At 62.5% G+C, this 20,093-nt stretch carries 20 protein-coding genes; 13 read left to right on the forward strand and 7 right to left on the reverse strand.

The features are described 5' to 3' along the window. Nucleotides 1-55: 55 nt before the first annotated feature. The 5 genes from IAE38_RS12255 (at nucleotide 56) to pdeM (ending at nucleotide 7,203) form a co-directional block, all read left to right on the forward strand. Entirely contained in the window at nucleotides 56-1,072 is a 1,017-nt protein-coding gene (locus tag IAE38_RS12255) for a ligase-associated DNA damage response exonuclease (protein ID WP_028633227.1), read from the forward strand. After that, nucleotides 1,069-2,727: an ATP-dependent DNA ligase gene (locus tag IAE38_RS12260; protein ID WP_201217757.1), complete on the forward strand. Its 1,659-nt coding sequence runs from the start codon at nucleotides 1,069-1,071 to the stop codon at nucleotides 2,725-2,727. Before IAE38_RS12255 ends, IAE38_RS12260 begins: the two co-directional genes overlap by 4 nt. Nucleotides 2,728-2,845: 118 nt before the next feature. Further along, nucleotides 2,846-3,961, forward strand: coding sequence for a succinylglutamate desuccinylase/aspartoacylase family protein (locus tag IAE38_RS12265; protein ID WP_201217759.1), 1,116 nt, complete (start codon nucleotides 2,846-2,848; stop codon nucleotides 3,959-3,961). A gap of 67 nt (nucleotides 3,962-4,028) precedes the next feature. Next, entirely contained in the window at nucleotides 4,029-6,473 is a 2,445-nt protein-coding gene (locus IAE38_RS12270; protein ID WP_201217760.1) for a ligase-associated DNA damage response DEXH box helicase, read from the forward strand. Nucleotides 6,474-6,549: 76 nt separating this feature from the next. Beyond that, complete coding sequence (gene pdeM / locus IAE38_RS12275; RefSeq protein WP_201217762.1) at nucleotides 6,550-7,203, forward strand: ligase-associated DNA damage response endonuclease PdeM; 654 nt, start codon at nucleotides 6,550-6,552, stop codon at nucleotides 7,201-7,203. Between the two features lie 6 nt (nucleotides 7,204-7,209). Here pdeM and IAE38_RS12280 read toward each other — a convergent pair whose 3' ends face one another. Continuing rightward, nucleotides 7,210-7,437 carry a hypothetical protein gene (locus tag IAE38_RS12280; protein ID WP_028633232.1) on the reverse strand — a complete coding sequence of 76 codons (228 nt, stop codon included), beginning with the start codon at nucleotides 7,435-7,437 and terminating at the stop codon, nucleotides 7,210-7,212. A gap of 96 nt (nucleotides 7,438-7,533) precedes the next feature. Continuing rightward, entirely contained in the window at nucleotides 7,534-8,100 is a 567-nt protein-coding gene (gene dcd, locus IAE38_RS12285; protein WP_028633233.1) for a dCTP deaminase, read from the reverse strand. A gap of 339 nt (nucleotides 8,101-8,439) precedes the next feature. Between dcd and IAE38_RS12290 the strand changes: the two genes are divergently transcribed. After that, on the forward strand, nucleotides 8,440-8,649 hold the full coding sequence (locus IAE38_RS12290; RefSeq protein WP_003254922.1) for a cold-shock protein: 210 nt from the start codon (nucleotides 8,440-8,442) through the stop codon (nucleotides 8,647-8,649). A gap of 100 nt (nucleotides 8,650-8,749) precedes the next feature. Here the strand turns inward: IAE38_RS12290 and apbC are convergent, their stop codons facing one another. Next, entirely contained in the window at nucleotides 8,750-9,844 is a 1,095-nt protein-coding gene (apbC, locus tag IAE38_RS12295; RefSeq protein WP_201217764.1) for an iron-sulfur cluster carrier protein ApbC, read from the reverse strand. A 158-nt stretch (nucleotides 9,845-10,002) separates the two neighbouring features. Between apbC and metG the strand changes: the two genes are divergently transcribed. From metG to IAE38_RS12310, 3 genes are all read left to right on the forward strand, one after another. Next, nucleotides 10,003-12,042 carry a methionine--tRNA ligase gene (metG, locus tag IAE38_RS12300; protein ID WP_201213498.1) on the forward strand — a complete coding sequence of 680 codons (2,040 nt, stop codon included), beginning with the start codon at nucleotides 10,003-10,005 and terminating at the stop codon, nucleotides 12,040-12,042. Nucleotides 12,043-12,179: 137 nt separating this feature from the next. Beyond that, on the forward strand, nucleotides 12,180-12,818 hold the full coding sequence (nth, locus tag IAE38_RS12305; protein WP_201217765.1) for an endonuclease III: 639 nt from the start codon (nucleotides 12,180-12,182) through the stop codon (nucleotides 12,816-12,818). Nucleotides 12,819-12,922: 104 nt separating this feature from the next. Continuing rightward, nucleotides 12,923-13,099, forward strand: a complete 177-nt coding sequence (locus IAE38_RS12310; protein ID WP_028633237.1) for a PA3496 family putative envelope integrity protein — start codon at nucleotides 12,923-12,925, stop codon at nucleotides 13,097-13,099. Between the two features lie 41 nt (nucleotides 13,100-13,140). Here the strand turns inward: IAE38_RS12310 and IAE38_RS12315 are convergent, their stop codons facing one another. Next, on the reverse strand, nucleotides 13,141-13,764 hold the full coding sequence (locus IAE38_RS12315) for a response regulator transcription factor (protein WP_060482769.1): 624 nt from the start codon (nucleotides 13,762-13,764) through the stop codon (nucleotides 13,141-13,143). A gap of 367 nt (nucleotides 13,765-14,131) precedes the next feature. On the opposite strand from IAE38_RS12315, the gene IAE38_RS12320 reads away from it, so the two are divergent. Continuing rightward, nucleotides 14,132-14,611, forward strand: a complete 480-nt coding sequence (locus IAE38_RS12320) for a hypothetical protein (RefSeq protein WP_201217766.1) — start codon at nucleotides 14,132-14,134, stop codon at nucleotides 14,609-14,611. 63 nt (nucleotides 14,612-14,674) lie between these two features. On the opposite strand, the gene IAE38_RS12325 is transcribed toward IAE38_RS12320, so the two are convergent. Both IAE38_RS12325 and IAE38_RS12330 read right to left on the reverse strand, forming a co-directional pair. Continuing rightward, nucleotides 14,675-15,892, reverse strand: coding sequence for an argininosuccinate synthase (locus tag IAE38_RS12325; RefSeq protein ID WP_028633240.1), 1,218 nt, complete (start codon nucleotides 15,890-15,892; stop codon nucleotides 14,675-14,677). Between the two features lie 129 nt (nucleotides 15,893-16,021). After that, entirely contained in the window at nucleotides 16,022-16,990 is a 969-nt protein-coding gene (locus IAE38_RS12330) for a flagellar protein MotY (RefSeq protein WP_201217767.1), read from the reverse strand. 130 nt (nucleotides 16,991-17,120) lie between these two features. Here IAE38_RS12330 and pyrC point away from each other — a divergent pair, with 130 nt between their 5' ends. Both pyrC and rnt read left to right on the forward strand, forming a co-directional pair. Then, on the forward strand, nucleotides 17,121-18,167 hold the full coding sequence (gene pyrC / locus IAE38_RS12335; RefSeq protein ID WP_201164435.1) for a dihydroorotase: 1,047 nt from the start codon (nucleotides 17,121-17,123) through the stop codon (nucleotides 18,165-18,167). Nucleotides 18,168-18,226: 59 nt separating this feature from the next. After that, a complete protein-coding gene (rnt, locus tag IAE38_RS12340) occupies nucleotides 18,227-18,832 on the forward strand; it encodes a ribonuclease T (protein WP_236403960.1) in 606 nt (201 codons plus the stop codon). Between the two features lie 101 nt (nucleotides 18,833-18,933). On the opposite strand, the gene IAE38_RS12345 is transcribed toward rnt, so the two are convergent. Further along, the gene (locus IAE38_RS12345) at nucleotides 18,934-19,536 is read right to left on the reverse strand and encodes a peroxiredoxin (protein ID WP_012273884.1); all 603 of its coding nucleotides are present in this window, start codon (nucleotides 19,534-19,536) and stop codon (nucleotides 18,934-18,936) included. A gap of 215 nt (nucleotides 19,537-19,751) precedes the next feature. On the opposite strand from IAE38_RS12345, the gene IAE38_RS12350 reads away from it, so the two are divergent. Then, nucleotides 19,752-19,970: a bacterioferritin-associated ferredoxin gene (locus tag IAE38_RS12350; RefSeq protein ID WP_028633244.1), complete on the forward strand. Its 219-nt coding sequence runs from the start codon at nucleotides 19,752-19,754 to the stop codon at nucleotides 19,968-19,970. The last annotated feature ends 123 nt before the right edge of the window (nucleotides 19,971-20,093 follow it).

The raw sequence follows: 20,093 nt of genomic DNA on the forward strand, positions 1-20,093 counted from the left end.
ACTTCCCTTCGCTGCCATGGCTCCTAACTGGTAACTCCCAACCAGCGTACGTGCCATGGACCTTGTCATTGCCCGCCCAGAAGGCCTGTATTGCCCGCCCGGTGATTTCTATATCGACCCGTGGCGGCCGGTGGACAGGGCCGTCATTACCCATGGCCATGGCGACCATTCCCGCTCCGGCAACCTCCACTACCTTACCGCCGAACCTGGCGCCGGCATTCTGCGAAGCCGCCTGGGCAAGGACATCAACCTGCAGACCCTGCCCTACGGCGAACGCCTGCAACACCACGGCGTAACCCTGAGCCTGCACCCGGCAGGGCATGTGCTGGGGTCGGCGCAGGTACGCCTGGAGTACCAAGGCGAGGTGTGGGTAGCGTCCGGGGACTACAAGGTCGAGCCCGACGGCACCTGTACCCCGTTCGAGCCAGTGCGTTGCCATACCTTCATCACCGAGTCCACCTTTGGCCTGCCTATCTACCGCTGGCCCACCCAGGCCGATATCTTTGCCGGCATCAATACCTGGTGGCGGGCCAACAGCGAACAGGGCAAGGCGAGTGTGTTGTTCTGCTATGCCTTCGGCAAAGCCCAACGGATTCTCCATGGGCTAGACCCCAGCATCGGCCCTATCCTGGTGCACGGCGCCGTCGAGCCGCTCAACCGCGTGTACCGGGAAGCAGGCGTGTACCTGCCCGAAACCCGCTACGCCGGTGACATTGCGCGCAACGACCCGCTGCTGCGCAAGGCGCTGGTGCTGGCCCCCCCTTCAGCCGGGGGTAGCAGCTGGATGCGCCGTTTCGGCGACTACAGCGATGCCTTTGCCAGTGGCTGGATGCTGCTGCGGGGCACACGGCGCCGGCGCGGCGTCGACCGCGGCTTCGTGTTGTCTGACCACGCCGACTGGCCGGGGCTGCTGTGGGCCATCGGGCAGACAGGGGCCGAGCGGGTGATGGTGACCCACGGCTCGGTCAGCGTGCTGGTGCGCTACCTGATGGAACAGGGCCTGGACGCCCGCGCCTTCGTCACCGAGTACGGTGAAGAAGACGATGCAGCCACCACGGAGACCGGCACATGAAAGCCTTCGCCGAACTGTATCTGCGCCTGGACAGCACCACCTCCAGCAATGCCAAGCTCGAGGCCTTGCGGGGTTATTTCGCCAGCGCACCCGCCGAGGATGCCGCCTGGGCTGTGTACTTTCTGGCAGGCGGCCGCCCGCGCCAGCTGGTGCCCACCCGGGTGCTGCGCGAGCTGGCCGGGGCCTTGGCCGGGTTGCCTGACTGGCTGTTCGAAGAAAGCTACCAGGCAGTGGGCGACCTTGCCGAAACCATCTCCCTGCTGTTGCCAGAAAGCCACCAGCAAGACCAGGAAGGCCTGGCTCACTGGGTTGAAAACCACCTGCTGCCATTGCGCGGCCTGCCACCTGAAGACATCCAGCAGCGCCTGCCACCGCTGTGGGCACGCCTGGACCGCCCCAGCCTGATGCTGTGCCTGAAACTCATCACGGGCAGTTTTCGTGTAGGCGTCTCGAAGCTGCTGGTCACCCGCGCCCTGGCGCAACTGGCGGAGCTGGATGCCAAACGGGTGGCCCAGCGGCTGGTAGGTTACACCGACATCAGCCACCGCCCGACCGCTGCCAGCTACCAGCAGTTGATTGCCCCCGAGTCTGCCGACGAGCACAGCCAGCGCGGTGGCCAGCCGTATCCGTTCTTCCTCGCCCACCCGCTGCAAGCCCCTACCGAGCAGTTCGAGGCGCTGCTCGGGCCGCCAGGCGACTGGCAGATCGAGTGGAAGTGGGACGGTATCCGCGCCCAGGTGGTCAAGCGTGACGGCCAGCTGTGGGTATGGTCGCGGGGCGAGGAGCTGGTTACCGAGCGCTTCCCCGAACTGCAAAGCCTGGCACAGACCCTGCCCGACGGTGTGGTGCTCGATGGCGAGATTCTGGTGTGGAAGCCCGGCACAACGGACGCCGACCTGGCGGTGCAACCTTTCGCCCTGTTGCAACAACGCCTGGGCCGCAAGACGCTGGGCAAGAAGCTGCTGAGCGAGGCCCCGATAGTGCTACAGGCCTACGACCTGCTGGAATGGCAAGGCGAAGACTGGCGCAGCCGCCCTCAGCATGAACGGCGCAAGCAGCTGGAAAACGTGCTGCAAGCCTGCCCACTGGCCCCGGTGCTGCTTTCGCCACTGCTTGAGGGCCCTGACTGGGCCGACCTCGCCCGCCAACGCGAGCAGTCGCGCAGCCTGGGGGTCGAGGGGCTGATGCTCAAGCAGCGTGAAGCCCTGTATGGCGTGGGCCGCACCAAGGACATGGGCACCTGGTGGAAATGGAAGATCGACCCTTTCAGCGTGGATGCCGTGCTGATCTATGCCCAGCGCGGCCATGGCCGCCGGGCGAGCCTTTACAGCGACTACACCTTCGCCGTCTGGGATGCCCCGGCCGGCACACCCGGCCGCAGCCTGATCCCCTTCGCCAAGGCCTACTCGGGCCTTACCGACGAAGAAATGCGCAAGGTCGACGCGATCGTGCGCAAGACTACCCAGGAAACCTTCGGCCCGGTGCGCAGCGTCACCCCAACCCTGGTATTCGAGCTGGGTTTTGAGGGTATCGCCTTGTCCAAGCGCCATAAAAGCGGTATTGCCGTGCGCTTCCCGCGCATGCTGCGCTGGCGCCAGGACAAGCCCGTGGACGAAGCGGATGACCTGGCCACCCTGCAGGCCTTGCTGGTCTGAACCGCCGCATCTGCGCTAAGCGTCGCGTAAAACCGATAAGCACATGCCTTGAAACTGTGCTTCTATCTGTAAGCCGACCCGTGTCGCAGCACGTTCTCGCCATGCACTCAGGACCAACATGCACCACTCTACCCACGACTTGCTTTCGCCCGTTCCGGGTATCACTCGCCAAATCCACAGCTTCCATTTCGGCCCCCGCGGTGGCCGCAAAGTGTATATCCAGGCCTCGCTGCACGCCGATGAATTACCCGGCATGCTGGTAGCGTGGCACCTCAAGCAGCGCCTGGTGGAACTGGAACAGCAAGGCCGCCTGCAGTGCGAAATCATCCTTGTTCCGGTGGCCAACCCGGTAGGCCTCGAACAGGTGCTGCTGGACGCACCCTTGGGGCGCTTCGAGCTGCAGAGCGGGCAGAACTTCAACCGCAATTTCGTCGACCTGTCCGACAGCATCGGTGACCAGATCGAAGCGCACCTGAACCAGGACCCGGCGCACAACACTGCACTGATACGCGAGTACCTGCGCCGTGGCCTGGACGCTCACCCCGCGCGTACGCCTCTGCAGGCCCAGCGGCTTATCCTGCAGCGCCTGGCCTGCGATGCCGAGCTGGTCATAGACCTGCACTGCGATTTTGAAGCCGTCGAACACCTGTACACCACGCCGGATGCCTGGCCGCAGATTGAGCCGCTTGCCCGCTACCTGGGCACCCAGGCCAGCTTGCTGGCCACCGACTCGGGCGGGCAGTCGTTCGACGAGTGCTTCAGCCTGGTGTGGTGGCAACTGCAGCAACGCTTCGGCAAGCGCTTCCCAATCGCGCTGGGGTGTTGCGCAGTGACCGTAGAGCTGCGCGGCCAGGCCGACGTCAGCCACGACCTGGCGCGTCAGGACGCCCAGGCGATCCTCGACTACCTCACCCATGCAGCCGTGATCGAAGGAACCGCCCCCGCCCTGCCTGCCTTGCCCAGGCCTGCCACGCCGCTGGCAGCGGTAGAGCCGGTTACCGCTGCACTGGGCGGGTTGCTGGTGTACCACGCCAAACCTGGCGATTACCTGGCAGCTGGCCAGTTGATTGCCGAGGTGATAGACCCGCTCAGCGACCGGGTAACCGCGCTGCATAACACCCAGCCGGGGCTGATGTATGCGCGCAGCACTCGGCGCATGGCTACCGCCGGTATGGTCATCGCCCATGTGGCCGGTGAGCAGGTGTGCCGCAGCGGTTACCTGCTGGGCAACTGACCGGGTAAAACCAATGCACCTTGCGGGTGGTCTGTAGAAGCACAGCCTTCGAGGGGCCACCTGTACGATGCCCGCCACTACCGATCTTGCCAACGCCTGGTTTGCCCAACGCGGCTGGAAGCCGTTCGCATTCCAGCGGCGGGTCTGGGCCGCCGTCGAGCGGGGCGAATCGGGGCTGCTCCATGCCAACACGGGCGCGGGCAAGACGTACGCCGTGTGGCTGGCCGCACTGCGGGCGTTCAAAGCCCAGGGCCAGGGGCGCCATGCTGCACCGCTGCAGGTGATCTGGGTCACCCCCATGCGGGCCCTGGCGGCAGACACCGCCCGCGCCCTGCAGGCGCCCCTGGATGAAATGGGCCTGCCTTGGAGCGTAGGCGTGCGCAGCGGCGACACCGGCAGTGCCGAGCGCGCCCGACAAGCCCGGCGGATGCCCAGTGTGCTGGTGACCACACCCGAGAGCCTGACATTGCTGCTGACCCGCGCGCAGGCCAGTGCAGACTTCGCCACCCTGCGCATGGTGGTGGTGGACGAATGGCATGAGCTGCTGGGCAACAAGCGCGGTGTGCAGTTGCAACTGGCCTTGGCGCGCCTGCGTCACTGGCACCCTGGGCTGCCCACCTGGGGGCTGTCGGCCACCCTGGGCAACCTGCAGCACGCGCTGGATGTGCTACTGCCCCAGGGCGGCCAGCTGGTACGCGGGCGCCAGGACAAGGCCTTGCTGGTCGATACCCTGCTGCCCGCCTCGATCGAGCGCTTTCCGTGGGCCGGGCACATGGGCCTGAAGATGCTCGGCCAAGTGGCCGAGGAGATCGACACCAGCAGCAGTTGCCTGGTGTTCACCAATACCCGTGCACAGGCCGAAATCTGGTACCAGGCCCTGCTCGAATTGCGCCCCGACTGGGCTGGCTTGATCGCCCTGCACCACGCCAGCATGGCCCGTGAAACCCGCGACTGGGTAGAACGCAGCCTCAAGCAGGGTGGCCTGAAAGCGGTGATCTGCACGTCCAGCCTGGACCTAGGGGTTGATTTTCTGCCGGTCGAGCGGGTGCTGCAAATCGGCTCGGCCAAAGGCATTGCCCGCCTCATGCAACGGGCCGGGCGCTCGGGGCATGCGCCAGGGCGCCGTTCACGGATTACCCTGGTGCCCACCCATAGCCTGGAGCTGGTCGAAGCTGCCGCCGCTCGCCAGGCATTGGCCGAAGGCCATATCGAAGCCCGCCGTTCGCCGCGGTTGTGCATGGACGTGCTGGTGCAGCATTTGGTCAGCATGGCCCTGGGCAGTGGCTTCAATGCCCAGGTACTGTTGGCGGAAGTACGCAGTACCTGGGCGTTTGCCGAGCTGCGGGACAGCCAGTGGCAGTGGGCACTGGACTTCGTCTGCCATGGCGGCAGCTCGCTCACGGCCTACCCCGACTATCAGCGGGTCGAAGCACAGCCAGACGGTGTGTACAAGGTTGCCAGCGAACGGCTGGCGCGTCGCCACCGCATGAGTATCGGCACCATCGTCAGCGATGCCAGCCTGCACCTCAAATACTGGAGCAAAGGCGGCGGTGGCAAGGGGCTGGGCAGCGTCGAGGAAGCCTTCATCGCACGCTTGCGGCCAGGTGACACCTTCGTGTTCGCCGGGCGCGTGCTGGAACTGGTGCGCGTCGAGAACATGACAGCGTATGTAAGGCGCAGCACGGCGCGCAAGGCGGCAGTGGCACGCTGGAATGGCGGGCGCATGCCGCTTTCCAGCGAGCTGGCCGACGCACTGGTACAACAGCTGGATGCCGCCGCCCATGGCCGCTACGACGGCCCAGAGATGCGCGCAGTACGGCCATTGTTGGCGCTGCAAGCCCATTGGTCGTCATTGCCCACGTGCACAACGCTGCTGGCTGAGACGTTCAAATCCCGCCAGGGCTGGCACCTGTTCATGTACCCGTTCGCCGGTCGCATGGCCAACATGGGGCTGGCCAACCTGATCGCCTGGCGCGTGAGCCGTGAGCAGCCCTTGTCGGTGTCCATCGCCGTCAATGACTATGGCTTCGAGCTGCTCAGCCCCGGCCAAGTGGACTGGGCAACCTACCTGCCCCGCGCGCTCAGCCCGGAGCATCTGCTGGATGACGTACTGGCCAGCCTCAATGCCGGCGAAATGGCGCTGCGCCGCTTCCGCGAAATTGCCCAGATCTCTGGGCTGGTCTTCGGCGGGTACCCAGCAGCGCAGAAGAGCATGCGCCAGATACAGGCCTCCAGTGGGTTGTTTTACGAAGTATTTCGCAAGCATGACGCGGGCAACCTGCTGCTGGGGCAAGCGCGTGACGAGGTGCTCAATGAGGAACTGGAAATCGAGCGGCTGCACCGGCAGTTGTTGAAGATGGCAGGCCTGAAGCTGGACCTGCAGGTACTGGAACGCACCGGGCCGCTCGCCTTCGCGTTGCTGGTGGAAGGCATGCGCGAAACCCTTTCTACCGAAAAGCTGGCGGACCGCATCGCGCGGATGGTCGCCGAACTGGAGAGTGCAGCAGGTTGAGGCAATTGACGAATACCACGCGGTGTCAGGTTCTACGGTCTGTGACGTGCACGGGCCAGCGGCCAAGGGGGCGGCCATGACCACCCATTGCGCAATCGAGCTGTGCGGCCAGAAGCTCTGGTTGCTGCCGGACAAGGCAATTTACTGGCCCGCCCGCCGGGCGCTGTTGGTAGCCGACGTGCATATCGGCAAGGCCGCCAGTTATCGCGCACTGCACCAACCCGTGCCACGGGGCACCACCCAGGCCACCCTGGCCAGGCTCGATGCCTTGCTGGCTGAGCATGAATGCGAGTTGCTGATCGTGTTAGGGGACTTTCTGCACGCGCGCACGGCGCGCGCGCCTGCCACGCTGGCGCTGGTGCAGGCGTGGCGAGAACGCCATCCTCAGCTAGGCATCGTGCTGATCCGCGGCAACCACGACCGGCATGCAGGGGACCCGCCCGCTTCCCTGGGGATCGATGTGGTTGATGAGCCTTGGATAATGGCGCCTTTTGCCCTGCAACATGAGCCCGAGGCGCACCCCACACATACCGTGCTGGCAGGGCACGTGCACCCCGCATTCGTACTGCGTGGCAAAGCCCGCCAGCGCCTGCGCCTGCCCTGTTTCGTGATCGACAACAAGGTTTGCCTGCTGCCGGCCTTCGGCGAGTTCACCGGGGGCTGGGAAATAGAGCCTACCCAGGCCAGCCGCATTTACCTGGCTGGCGCAGGGCGCGTGTGGCCGCTGTAGCAGCCGTCAGGCTACGGGGGCGGGTGGCGCCTCATCCGGCAAGGTTGGCTCGCCGGGTTCCATGGGCGGCGTATCGCCAGGCTGCCCCGGCTGTGGTGTATCCGGGTCGGGCTGACCCGGCACGCCCCCCGCATGCATGGGCAAGGGCTGAGCCAGCAGCGACCACGACAGCAATCCGATGTGATTGGGCTGCAGGCCTGCCAGCTTTGCACTGATGGTGGGATGGAGTTTCATTGGCACCTCCTGACATCAGCCGATAAGCGTCATGCATACCGGCACGGTTACAGGTTGGAGTGCCAAAGGCGCGTGAAATTCCCCGCGCCGGTCAGGTCAGGTGCGCGGCAGGGTCACACCGCGCTGGCCCTGGTACTTGCCGCCGCGGTCTTTGTAGGACACTTCGCACTCTTCGTCCGACTGCAGGAACAGCATCTGGGCCACGCCTTCGTTGGCGTAGATCTTCGCCGGCAGCGTGGTGGTGTTGGAGAACTCCAGGGTCACGTGGCCTTCCCACTCGGGTTCGAGCGGCGTCACGTTGACGATGATGCCGCACCGGGCATAGGTGCTCTTGCCTAGGCAGATGGTCAGCACGTCGCGGGGGATGCGGAAGTACTCCACGGTGCGGGCCAGGGCGAACGAGTTGGGCGGGATGATGCACACGTCGCTCTTGATGTCGACGAAGCTGCCCTCATCGAAATTCTTCGGGTCGACGGTGGCCGAGTTGATGTTGGTGAACACCTTGAATTCGTCGGCGCAGCGAACGTCGTAGCCGTAGCTGGACACGCCGAACGAGATGACCCGGCTGTCTTGCTCGCCGCGGACCTGGCGTTCGACGAACGGCTCGATCATGCCGTGTTCCTGCGCCATGCGGCGAATCCACTTGTCCGATTTGATGCTCATGGCGGGCTGTCCTGAAAGAAGGTGCAAGGTAAAAATACAGACGCGCATCTTACCGGTCCTGGCCCGGTCTTCAAAGTTTCATCCGTATCAGGGCTGCAATCCACGCAGGCCGGGGCTTGCAGCTGCCACCGATCTGAATTTGGGTAAAGCCGCTTCTGACCATTGGCAGGTTGCAGAAAGTGGGGTAAGGTGGCGCCACTGTGCTGCACGTGACACCGAGAATCTCTAGTTTGATGCACGATCCTGATCGGCCCATCGCTGAATTTTCTGCTCTCTTTGCGCTCAGTCCCGGGCAGGGTTTTTCCTGACCGTAATTAAATTGTCCAAGGAGACAGAAAAATGTCCAACCGTCAATCCGGTGTTGTCAAGTGGTTCAACGATGAGAAAGGCTACGGCTTCATCACCCCTCAGTCGGGCGACGACCTGTTCGTGCACTTCAAAGCCATCCAAGCTGACGGCTTCAAAACCCTGAAAGAAGGCCAGGCTGTTACTTTCGTCGCTACCCGCGGCCAGAAAGGCATGCAGGCTGAAGAAGTTCAGATCGCCTAAGTCGATCTAGCTTTCCAGCTTTCAAAAAAACCCGCCTCATGGCGGGTTTTTTCATGCCTGGCATTTGAGGGTATGGCGCCGCTGGCGCGGCGCAGGTAGCTCAGTCGTCGCTAACGGTGATGCTCGGCATGGCAGGGGCTTTGGCTTCACGCAGCACGATGCGCGCACCCACCTGCCTGGCCAGTTCCTGGTAGATCATGGCGATCTGGCTGTCCGGCTCTGCAATCGCCGTCGGCTTGCCGTTGTCAGCCTGCTCGCGAATCAGCATCGACAAGGGCAACGAAGCCAGCAGGTCGACGCCGTACTGGGCTGCCAGTTTTTCACCGCCGCCCTCACCAAACAGGTGCTCGGCATGGCCACAGTTCGAGCAGATGTGCACAGCCATGTTCTCGACTACACCCAACACCGGGATGTTGACCTTGCGGAACATCTCCACACCTTTACGCGCATCCAGCAGTGCCAGGTCCTGCGGGGTAGTGACGATCACCGAACCTGCCACCGGCACCTTCTGCGCCAGCGTCAACTGAATGTCGCCCGTGCCCGGTGGCATGTCGATGACCAGGTAGTCCAGGTCGTCCCAGGCAGTCTGCGTGACCAGTTGCAACAGCGCGCCCGACACCATCGGGCCACGCCACACCATGGGCGTGTTGTCATCGGTCAGGAAGGCCATGGACATCACTTCGACGCCATGGGCCTTGATCGGCACGAACCACTTCTGCTCGCGGATCTGAGGGCGGGTACCTTCGGCGATGCCGAACATCACACCCTGGCTGGGGCCGTAGATATCGGCATCCAGAATACCCACGCGCGCGCCTTCCCGGGCCAGCGCCAAGGCAAGGTTGGCCGCTGTGGTGGACTTGCCAACCCCCCCCTTGCCCGACGCAACGGCAATGATGTTCTTGACGTTGGCCATCGCTGGCACCTGGGCCTGGCCCTTGTGCGGGGCGATCACGCAATCGATGGCAACCTGGGCGCCGGCAACCCCCTCAAGGTTGCCGATGGCGGTCTGCAGCACCTGAGCCCAGCCCTGCTTGAACAGCCCGGCGGCGTAGCCCAGTTGCAACTGCACGTTGACCTGCCCGCCGTCGATCTCGATGGCACGCACACAGCCGGCGCTGACCGGGTCCTGGTTGAGGTAGGGGTCGGTGTACTGGCGAAGCACGCCTTCGACGGCGGCGCGGGTGACGGCACTCATGGACACTCCCATTGGCAAACTGAATGTAAAACAGGCGCCTATCCTAACCCGTCAATCGTCAACAGATGCGTGCGCGGGGTGAAATATCTTCGCCAGCCCTTTATAGTGGCCGATCATCCTCATTTTCACCCCGTCGCCAGGAAAGTAGCCGAGCCACCATGTCCGAGCCACGTCAGATTCTCGTCACCAGCGCCTTGCCCTATGCCAATGGATCGATCCACCTTGGCCATATGCTCGAGTACATCCAGACAGACATGTGGGTTCGCTTCCAGAAAATGCGCGGCAACCAGTGCATCTACGTCTGCGCTGACGATGCCCACGGCTCGGCAATCATGCTGCGTGCCGAAAAGGAAGGCATCACCCCGGAGCAGTTGATCGCCAATGTGCAGGCCGAGCACAGCGCCGATTTTGCCGACTTCCTGGTGGATTTCGACAACTTCCACTCGACCCACAGCGAAGAGAATCGCGAGCTGTCGAGCATGATCTACACCCGCCTGCGCGAAGCCGGTCACATTGCCACCCGTTCGGTGACCCAGTACTTCGACCCAGAAAAAGGCATGTTCCTGGCCGACCGCTTCATCAAGGGCACCTGCCCCAAATGTGCGGCCGAGGACCAGTACGGCGACAACTGTGAAAAGTGCGGCGCTACCTATGCGCCTACCGAACTGAAAGACCCGAAATCTGCTATTTCCGGGGCCACCCCGGTGCTGCGCGATTCCCAGCATTTCTTCTTCAAGCTGCCTGATTTCCAGGCCATGCTGCAGCAGTGGACCCGCAGCGGCACACTGCAGGACGCCGTCGCCAACAAACTGGCCGAGTGGCTGGATGCAGGCTTGCAGGAGTGGGATATCTCCCGTGACGCGCCGTATTTCGGCTTCGAGATCCCAGGGGAGCCAGGCAAGTATTTCTACGTATGGCTGGACGCACCGATCGGTTACATGGCCAGCTTCAAGAACCTGTGCGCGCGCCGCCCGGAGCTGGATTTCGACGCGTTCTGGAGCCAAGGCTCCAAGGCCGAGCTGTACCACTTCATCGGCAAGGACATCGTCAACTTCCATGCCCTGTTCTGGCCCGCCATGCTTGAGGGTGCGGGCCTGCGCAAGCCCACGGCAGTGAACGTGCACGGCTACCTCACCGTCAACGGCGCCAAGATGTCCAAGTCGCGCGGTACCTTCATCAAGGCCCGTACCTACCTCGATCACCTGCAGCCCGAGTACCTGCGCTACTACTACGCAGCCAAGCTGGGCCGTGGCGTCGACGACCTGGACCTCAACCTCGAAGACTTCGTGCAGAAGGTGAACTCCGACCTGGTGGGCAAGGTGGTCAACATCGCCAGCCGCTGCGCCGGGTTCATTCACAAAGGCAACGGCGGTGTGATGGTGGCCGGTGATGCGGCGCCCGAGCTCACGCAGGCTTTCCTGGCGGCAGCCCCTTCCATCGCCGAAGCCTACGAGGGCCGCGACTTCGGCCGTGCCATGCGCGAAATCATGGCCCTGGCCGACCGTGCCAACGCCTGGATCGCCGACAAGGCCCCCTGGTCGCTGGCCAAGCAGGAAGGCAAGCAGGACGAAGTGCAGGCCATTTGCGCCCAGGGCGTGAACCTGTTCCGCCAGCTGGTGATTTTCCTGAAACCGGTACTGCCGGTGCTGGCGGCAGACGCCGAGGCCTTCCTCAACGTGCCACCTCTGGCCTGGGGCGACCATGCCACGCGCCTGGAGAACCACACGCTGAACCCGTTCAAGGCGCTGATGAGCCGCATCGAACCTGCCAAGGTCGAAGCCATGGTTGCAGCCAGCAAGGAAGACCTGCTGGCCGCCGAGGCCAAGGTGACGGTCGGTAATGGCGAGCTGGCCAAGGACCCGTTGGCCGACGAGATCGAATTCGATACCTTTGCCGCCGTCGACCTGCGCGTGGCGCTGATCGTCAAAGCCGAGGCGGTTGCCGGCGCTGACAAGCTGCTGCAACTGACCCTGGATATCGGCGACGAGCGCCGCAACGTGTTCTCGGGTATCAAGTCGGCCTACCCAGACCCGTCCAAGCTTGAAGGCCGCCTGACCATGATGGTGGCCAACCTCAAACCCCGCAAAATGCGCTTTGGGGTGTCTGAAGGCATGGTCATGGCTGCCGGCCCTGGCGGTGAAGAGATCTACCTGCTGAGCCCCGACAGCGGCGCCAAGCCAGGCCAGCGCATCAAGTAACTGTCGACCGGGGCCGCTGATGCGGCCCCACTCTCGAACAGCGGGCAGTGGCCAGGGGCGCCGGCCGCCACCACGCATTACGTGGCTGATGCCTGGCTCATCTGCCCATCCACGCCTTCCAGGAACACCTCGACACCATGAATGCCGCCAAACGCCTGGAAATCTTCCGCCGGCTGCACGAAGACAACCCCGACCCCAAGACCGAGCTCGCCTACACCACGCCGTTCGAGCTGCTGGTCGCGGTAACCCTGTCGGCCCAGTCCACCGACGTGGGGGTCAACAAGGCCACCGCGCGCCTGTTTCCAGTAGCCAACACCCCCGAGGCCATCCATGCCCTCGGCGTAGAAGGCCTTAGCCAGTACATCAAGACCATCGGCCTGTACAACAGCAAGGCCAAGAATGTGATCGAGGCGTGCCGCCTGTTGATCGAGCGTCATGGCGGCCAGGTGCCAGAAACCCGCGAAGCCCTGGAGGCCCTGCCCGGCGTCGGGCGCAAGACGGCCAACGTGGTACTCAACACGGCCTTCCGCCAGCCGACGATGGCCGTGGACACCCACATCTTCCGGGTCAGCAACCGCACCGGCATCGCACCGGGCAAGACCGTACTGGAAGTGGAAAAGAAACTGGTCAAGTTCGTGCCCAAGGACTACCTGCTCGACGCCCACCACTGGTTGATCCTGCACGGGCGTTACGTATGCCAGGCCCGCAAGCCGCGTTGTGGAAGTTGCCGTATCGAGGACTTGTGCGAATACAAGCACAAAACCGGCGACGATTGAGCCGATAGCTGAAAACAGCCCGTCTCGATTGAAAAAATCTTTTTTACCAGTGTGCGCTTTCTGGTTATAAGGTCGGCCATCGGCCCCTTGGCTTGGAGCGACGCATGAGTACCGACAAAGACGACCTGTCGATCGAAGATGATTTTGTTGCCACTGAGGAGGATGCAGAGCCTCAAGTGGAACCGGCAAAGACCAACCTGAGCAAACGTCGCACCATCGATAACCTGCTTGAGGAACGCCGCCTGCAGAAGCAGTTGGCTGATTTCGACTACGACTTCTAGCCTTGGTAAAGCCTCCCTGCAGGAGGCTTTACCCATGGGGGTCAGTTCAGCCCCTGCCGCTGCGCCAGTTCGATAAGGTCCACCAGGGAACGTGCATTGAGCTTGAGCAACAGGCGAGACTTGTAAGTGCTGACCGTTTTGTTGCTCAGGTACATGCTGTCGGCTATTTCCTTGTTGGACCGCCCCCTTGCCAGTTGCTGCAACACCGTCATCTCGCGCGCCGAGAGGCGGTTGACCATCTCTGTTTCGCTACCGCCGCCCCTGCCACGAGAGGCATGCAGTGCCTGGTTGGGGAAATAGCTGTAGCCCGACAGTACAGCCTTGATGGCGCTGAGCAACTCGGTGAGTTCCTGCTGCTTGCACACATAGCCCGCCGCCCCCGCCTGCATGCAGCGCATGGAGAAGTTACCCGGCGCCTGGGAGGTCAGCACCAGCACCTTGCTGCCCGGGCTGGAGCTGGCCATGCGCGCGATTACCTCAAGGCCATCGAGCTTGGGGATACCAATGTCCAGTACCACGATGTCCGGGAGATGCTGCCGGGTGAGCTGCAGGGCCGCCACCCCGTTGTCCGTCTCTGCGACGACGTCATACCCATGTCGCTCCATCAGCATGCGTACGGCCAGACGTATCACCGGATGATCGTCCACGATAAGCACTTTGTTCATGCGATATCCATTCATTGCTGTTGCGTTAGTGCGCCACGATAACCGACAGAAGTAAGGATGGCGCGGGGTTTTATCTTGGAAATAGATGAACAGAAGGGCCTTACAGCACTTACAGAAATTTCCTACAACTAATAATTATAGTTGTAACAAGACTATTATCTATACCTGCAAGTAAGCGTAACAGCGCCACCCACTCGATACGATTGGAATAAGTAACAATGGCTTGGGCCATAGTGGAAACTATAAAGCCGAAAATGAGGTTCATCGGGCAAATCAGGGGATATTTCCCAGCCGGGGAAACAGTGCAGGCTTCTACGTGAGCAGCCATGTGGGGTAATCATGGGTCCACTCCGCAGGAGACGGCCCCATGCCACAAGCACAACCAGTTGCCCCGCTGACCATCATCGCCATCTTCGCCGGCATTATCGAAGCCTCCGCGCTCGCCACACTGCCGTTCTTGAGCGAGGCCAGCCAAAAGCTCTACACGTGGTTCCTGGTCGGCTTCCCGTTTTTTCTAACGGCATTGTTCTTCTTGACGCTTAACTTCAATTACAAGTCGTTCTACAGCCCCGCCCTTACCCGGGCGGTCTCGGCTGATGGGGCACCACCACGCGATACGGATTCAAAAACGGCAGCGCTGAACAATGAACCGATAAACGCCGAGCAGGTAACCTTCATGTTTTCCGGGCCAGATGCCTGCCATTTACTGGAAAAGCAACTGCTGCTCACGTTGGCCGAGCCCGCGGAACCAGCACGCACCTGGCAATTCTGCAACCTGCAAAAACGCCAATGCATTCGCCTTTCCATCAGCCCGATGAACACGCCGAGCCCCACTGTGGCGAGCTGAACGCGCTTTCACGCATAAAAAACCCCCGCACAGGGCGAGGGCTCTTCAGGCAGCCGTTGACGCTTAGAGCATTGAGCGACCTTTGTTCGCCGCAATGCGCATGCGCAGCGCATTGAGCTTGATGAAGCCGGCAGCGTCCTCCTGGTTGTAGGCGCCCCCGTCTTCTTCGAACGTCGCGATGTTGGCATCGAACAGCGAGTCGTCCGATTTGCGGCCAACCACGGTCACGTTGCCCTTGTACAGCTTCAGGCGAACCACGCCATTCACGTTCACCTGCGAAGCATCGATCATTTTCTGCAGCATCAGGCGCTCTGGGCTCCACCAGTAGCCGGTGTAGATCAGGCTGGCGTACTTGGGCATCAGCTCATCTTTGAGGTGAGCCACTTCACGATCCAGGGTGATCGACTCGATGGCACGGTGTGCCTTGAGCATGATGGTGCCGCCAGGGGTCTCGTAGCAGCCGCGCGATTTCATGCCCACGTAACGGTTCTCGACGATATCCAGGCGGCCGATACCGTTGGCGCCGCCGATGCGGTTGAGGTCGGCCAGCACGGTCGCAGGGGTTTTTTCTACACCATCGATGGCAACGATGTCACCGTTGCGGTAGGTGAGTTCGATGTAGGTCGCCTGGTCCGGGGCACTTTCCGGGGACACGCTCCAGCGCCACATGTCTTCTTCGTGCTCGGTCCAGGTGTCTTCGAGCACACCGCCCTCATAGGAGATGTGCAGCAGGTTGGCGTCCATCGAGTAAGGCGACTTCTTCTTGCCATGGCGCTCGATCGGGATGCCGTGCTTTTCGGCGTAGTCCATCAGCTTCTCGCGGGACAGCAGGTCCCACTCACGCCATGGAGCAATCACCTTCACGCCTGGTTTGAGAGCATAGGCACCCAGTTCGAAGCGAACCTGGTCGTTGCCTTTGCCGGTAGCACCGTGGGAAATGGCATCGGCGCCGGTTTCGTTGGCGATCTCGATCAGGCGCTTGGCGATCAGCGGGCGGGCGATGGAAGTACCCAGCAGGTACTCACCCTCGTAGACGGTGTTGGCACGGAACATCGGGAACACGAAGTCGCGAACGAACTCTTCGCGCAGGTCGTCGATGTAGATCTCCTTGACGCCCATCGCCTGAGCTTTGGCGCGCGCCGGCTCGACCTCTTCGCCCTGCCCCAGGTCAGCGGTGAAGGTCACCACTTCGCAGTTGTAGGTATCTTGCAGCCACTTGAGAATCACCGAAGTATCAAGGCCGCCGGAATACGCCAGTACGACCTTTTTTACGTCCGCCATGCCATCACTCCACGGGGTTGTACGGAAAAGGCCCGATTCTAACGGCGTTGCGTGCGGATTTACAGTGGCGCGACAGCTTCTGACGACAAAGCGACAAGAAATTATGGCAGCGCGACGGGGTTTCAGGCCTCAGGGTGCCTTGGCAGCCGGTGCCTGGGCCGGTGCTGCAGCGCCAGCGCCCGTCGCAGCAGGTGCCACGGCAGGTGCCGCCTGCTGCGCGGGTTTATCAGCCGGCTTTTCAGCCACGGCAACGCGTTCCAGTTCAATACTGACGCGTCGATTGCGTGCTCGGTTCGCGGCAGTGGAGTTCTTCGCCAGCGGATAACGTTCGCCGTGGAAGCGCACCGTGATGTGTTCCTCAGGCACGCCGTGAGCAATCAGGTAATCCGCCACGGCCAAGGCACGACGGCGCGACAGGTCGCGGTTGGTCAGGCGGTTGCCGCTGTTGTCCGAGTGGCCATTGAGTTCCACCTGGTTGACCGTGGGGTCGGCCTTCATGTAGTCCAGGATCACGTCCAGGCGCGCCTTGGCGTTCTGGTCCAGGTCGATACCCCCGCCAGGGAAGCCGACCTGGGTCTGGCGCACCTGGTCGTAATTGACCGGCAGCAGCTTGGCCGCACACAGCTGGTAATCGCCGTAGGCCTTGGCGAAACTGACCGGCAGCACGCGCACCTCCATCGGCCTGCCGCCCTCGCCGGTAAAGTTGCGCACCACGGTGCTGCGCCCGTCCAGCAGGCCGTTTATCAAGCGGCTGGCCTGGCCTTGGGACGAGCTGAACAACAGCCCCGTGCGCGCCAGCCGCACATTGCCCAGGTTGATGTCTCCCCGCCCCGGCTGCCACGGCGCCGCCGCTGCCAGCAGGCTGGCGCCGCCGGCGCCCAATGCGTTGCTGTCCGAGCGCAACTGGAAGACCGGTTGTTCGCCGGCACGGCGCACGAACTCGCCACTGCCGAAACCCTCGATGGGCTGGATGAGCCGGCACTCGAACAGGTCACCTTCGACCTTCCAGGCGATATTCTCCATGCGCGTCTGGAATGTCAGCGCGCCGGCCGGCAGGCTGGCGCACAAGGTGAACAGGGCTAGGTAACGCTGGCGCACGGGTGGCTCCACAGAGTTCGACAACTTACTTTCAGGCTATCGGACAGCACGCGGAAAACTTGATACCCGTGCTCGCCCGGGGGTTTTCCGGTAGCATTGCGCCTTGAGTTCGACCCGCCTGGAATCCTCAATGTCCGATCGCCTGACCCTCCTGCGCCCCGACGACTGGCACATCCATCTGCGTGATGGTGCCGTCCTGCCCCACACCGTTGGTGATGTGGCGCGTACCTTCGCCCGCGCCATCATCATGCCCAACCTGGTACCACCGGTGCGCAATGCCGCTGAAGCCCAAGCCTACCGTGAACGCATCCTGGCGGCGCGGCCGGCCGGCAGCCGGTTCGAGCCCCTGATGGTGCTGTACCTCACCGACCGCACCAGCCCCGAGGACATCCGGGCCGCCAAGGCTAGCGGCTTCGTGCATGCGGCTAAGCTGTACCCGGCAGGCGCCACCACCAACTCCGATTCGGGCGTGACCAGCATCGACAACATCTTCCCGGCCATCGAGGCGCTGGCAGAAGTCGGCATGCCACTGCTCGTGCACGGTGAAGTCACCCGCAGCGAAATTGACGTGTTCGACCGCGAGAAGCGTTTCATCGACGAGCACATGCGCCGTCTGGTCGAGCGCTTCCCTACCTTGAAGGTCGTGTTCGAGCACATCACCACCGCGGATGCCGCCCAGTTCGTCACCGAGGCCTCGGCCAACGTCGGCGCCACCATCACCGCGCAGCATTTGCTGTACAACCGCAACCACATGCTGGTTGGCGGTATCCGCCCGCACTTCTACTGCCTGCCCATCCTCAAGCGCAACACCCACCAGGTGGCGTTGCTGGATGCTGCAACCAGCGGCAACCCAAAGTTCTTCCTCGGTACCGACTCGGCGCCCCACGCCCGCCACGCCAAGGAAGCCGCTTGCGGTTGTGCTGGCTGCTACACCGCTTATGCCGCCATCGAGCTGTATGCCGAGGCGTTCGAGCAGCGCAACGCGCTGGACAAGCTCGAAGGCTTTGCCAGCCTTCATGGCCCGGCGTTCTATGGCCTGCCGGCGAACACCGACACCATCACCCTGGTGCGTGACGAATGGACCGCCCCTGACAGCCTGCCGTTTGGCGAGCAGACCGTGATTCCGCTACGCGCTGGAGAAAAGCTGCGCTGGCGCCTGCTGGAGGAACGCGCGTGAGCGAAGACCTGTACGAAGACGACCTGGACACCCAGGGCAACACGGGCTCACGCCACCCCATGGCCGAGCGCTTCCGCGGTTACCTGCCCGTGGTGGTGGATGTGGAAACAGGCGGCTTCAACAGCGCCACCGACGCCCTGCTGGAAATTGCAGCCGTCACCATCGGCATGGATGAAAAAGGCTTCCTGTTCCCGGAGCACACCTACTTCCACCGCGTGGAACCGTTCGAGGGTGCCAACATCGAGGCAGCGGCCCTCGAGTTCACCGGTATCAAGCTGGACCACCCACTGCGCATGGCGGTCAGCGAAGAGGCGGCGCTCACCGACATCTTCCGCGGCATCCGCAAGGCGCTGAAGGCCAACGGTTGCAAGCGTGCCATTCTGGTCGGCCACAACAGCAGCTTCGACCTGGGCTTCCTCAACGCTGCAGTAGCGCGCAACGACCTCAAGCGCAACCCGTTCCACCCCTTCTCCAGCTTCGATACCGCCACCCTGGCGGGCCTGGCCTACGGTCAAACGGTGCTGGCCCGTGCCTGCCAAAGCGCCGACATCGATTTCGACGGTCGCGAGGCCCACTCGGCCCGCTACGACACGGAGAAAACCGCCGAACTGTTCTGCGGCATCGTCAACCGCTGGAAGGACATGGGCGGCTGGCGCCAGGGTTGATACCGCCGACCCTGCGGCAAAAAAAAACCGATGCCCGTTCGCGAGCATCGGTTTTTTTTTGCCCCCAGGGCAGGTTCAAGCCCTTGGGCAAATGGCTACCATTACAGCTTGCCGGCGTTCTCGCTCAGGTAGGCAGCAACGCCTTCTGGCGAAGCGTTCATGCCCTTGTCGCCTTTTTTCCAGTTGGCAGGGCAGACTTCGCCGTGCTCTTCGTGGAACTGCAGGGCATCGACCAGACGCAGCAGCTCGTCCATGTTACGGCCCAGCGGCAGGTCGTTGATGATCTGCGAGCGAACCACACCGTTGGTGTCGATCAGGAACGCGCCACGGAACGCCACACCGCCTTCGGACTCAACGTCGTAGGCCTTGCAGATTTCGTGGGTCATGTCGGCAGCCAGGGTGTACTTCACCTGGCCGATACCGCCATTGTTGACCGGGGTGTTACGCCAGGCATTGTGGGTGAAGTGCGAGTCGATCGAGACGCCGATCACTTCCACGTTGCGGGCCTGGAAGTCTGGGATGCGGTTGTCCAGCGCGATCAGCTCGGACGGGCAGACAAAGGTGAAGTCCAGCGGGTAGAAGAACACCAGGCCGTACTTGCCCTTGATGGCCGAGGCCAGGTTGAAGCTGTCGACGATCTCGCCATTGCCCAGCACGGCCGGTACAGTGAAATCGGGGGCTTTCTTGCCAACGAGTACGCTCATTGTAATCTCCTGATGAGGGTGAATAACCTGTTGCCGGGCCCTGCCCGACATCCAGCAAAGGTTGACCATCATACACGGCTTCTCATGACAGGCCGACTCCGGTGATGAGCGACCGTCGGTCGCCTTCGGTAAATGCCTTCTGAAACCACTTTGACAAGCATTCTCATTCACATTAAGCTCCACCCCATCGATCCCGCCAGCGATGGTCAGCCCTTATGTATGTGTGTCTTTGTGTCGGCGTCACCGACGGACAGATCCGCGATGCGATCTATGAAGGATGCTGCAGCTACAAGGAAGTCCGTGCCGCGACCAATGTCGCCAGCCAATGTGGCAAATGTGCGTGCCTGGCCAAGCAGGTGGTGCGCGAAACGCTGACCGACCTCCAGGTCAGCCAGGCGGCGCTGCCCTACCCCGTGGAATTTACCACTGCCTGAATACCCCCGTTTCCCGAAACCGGACCTCGTGTCCGGTTTTTTTATGCTCATAATTCAATAAGTTAGGGCCCCAACGCGGTTCACAAACATTCTTATTCCTATTAATTTTCATTTATTATTCAA

The organism is Pseudomonas sp. S32 (assembly GCF_016648095.1).
Classification (GTDB): Bacteria; Pseudomonadota; Gammaproteobacteria; order Pseudomonadales; family Pseudomonadaceae; genus Aquipseudomonas; species Aquipseudomonas parafulva.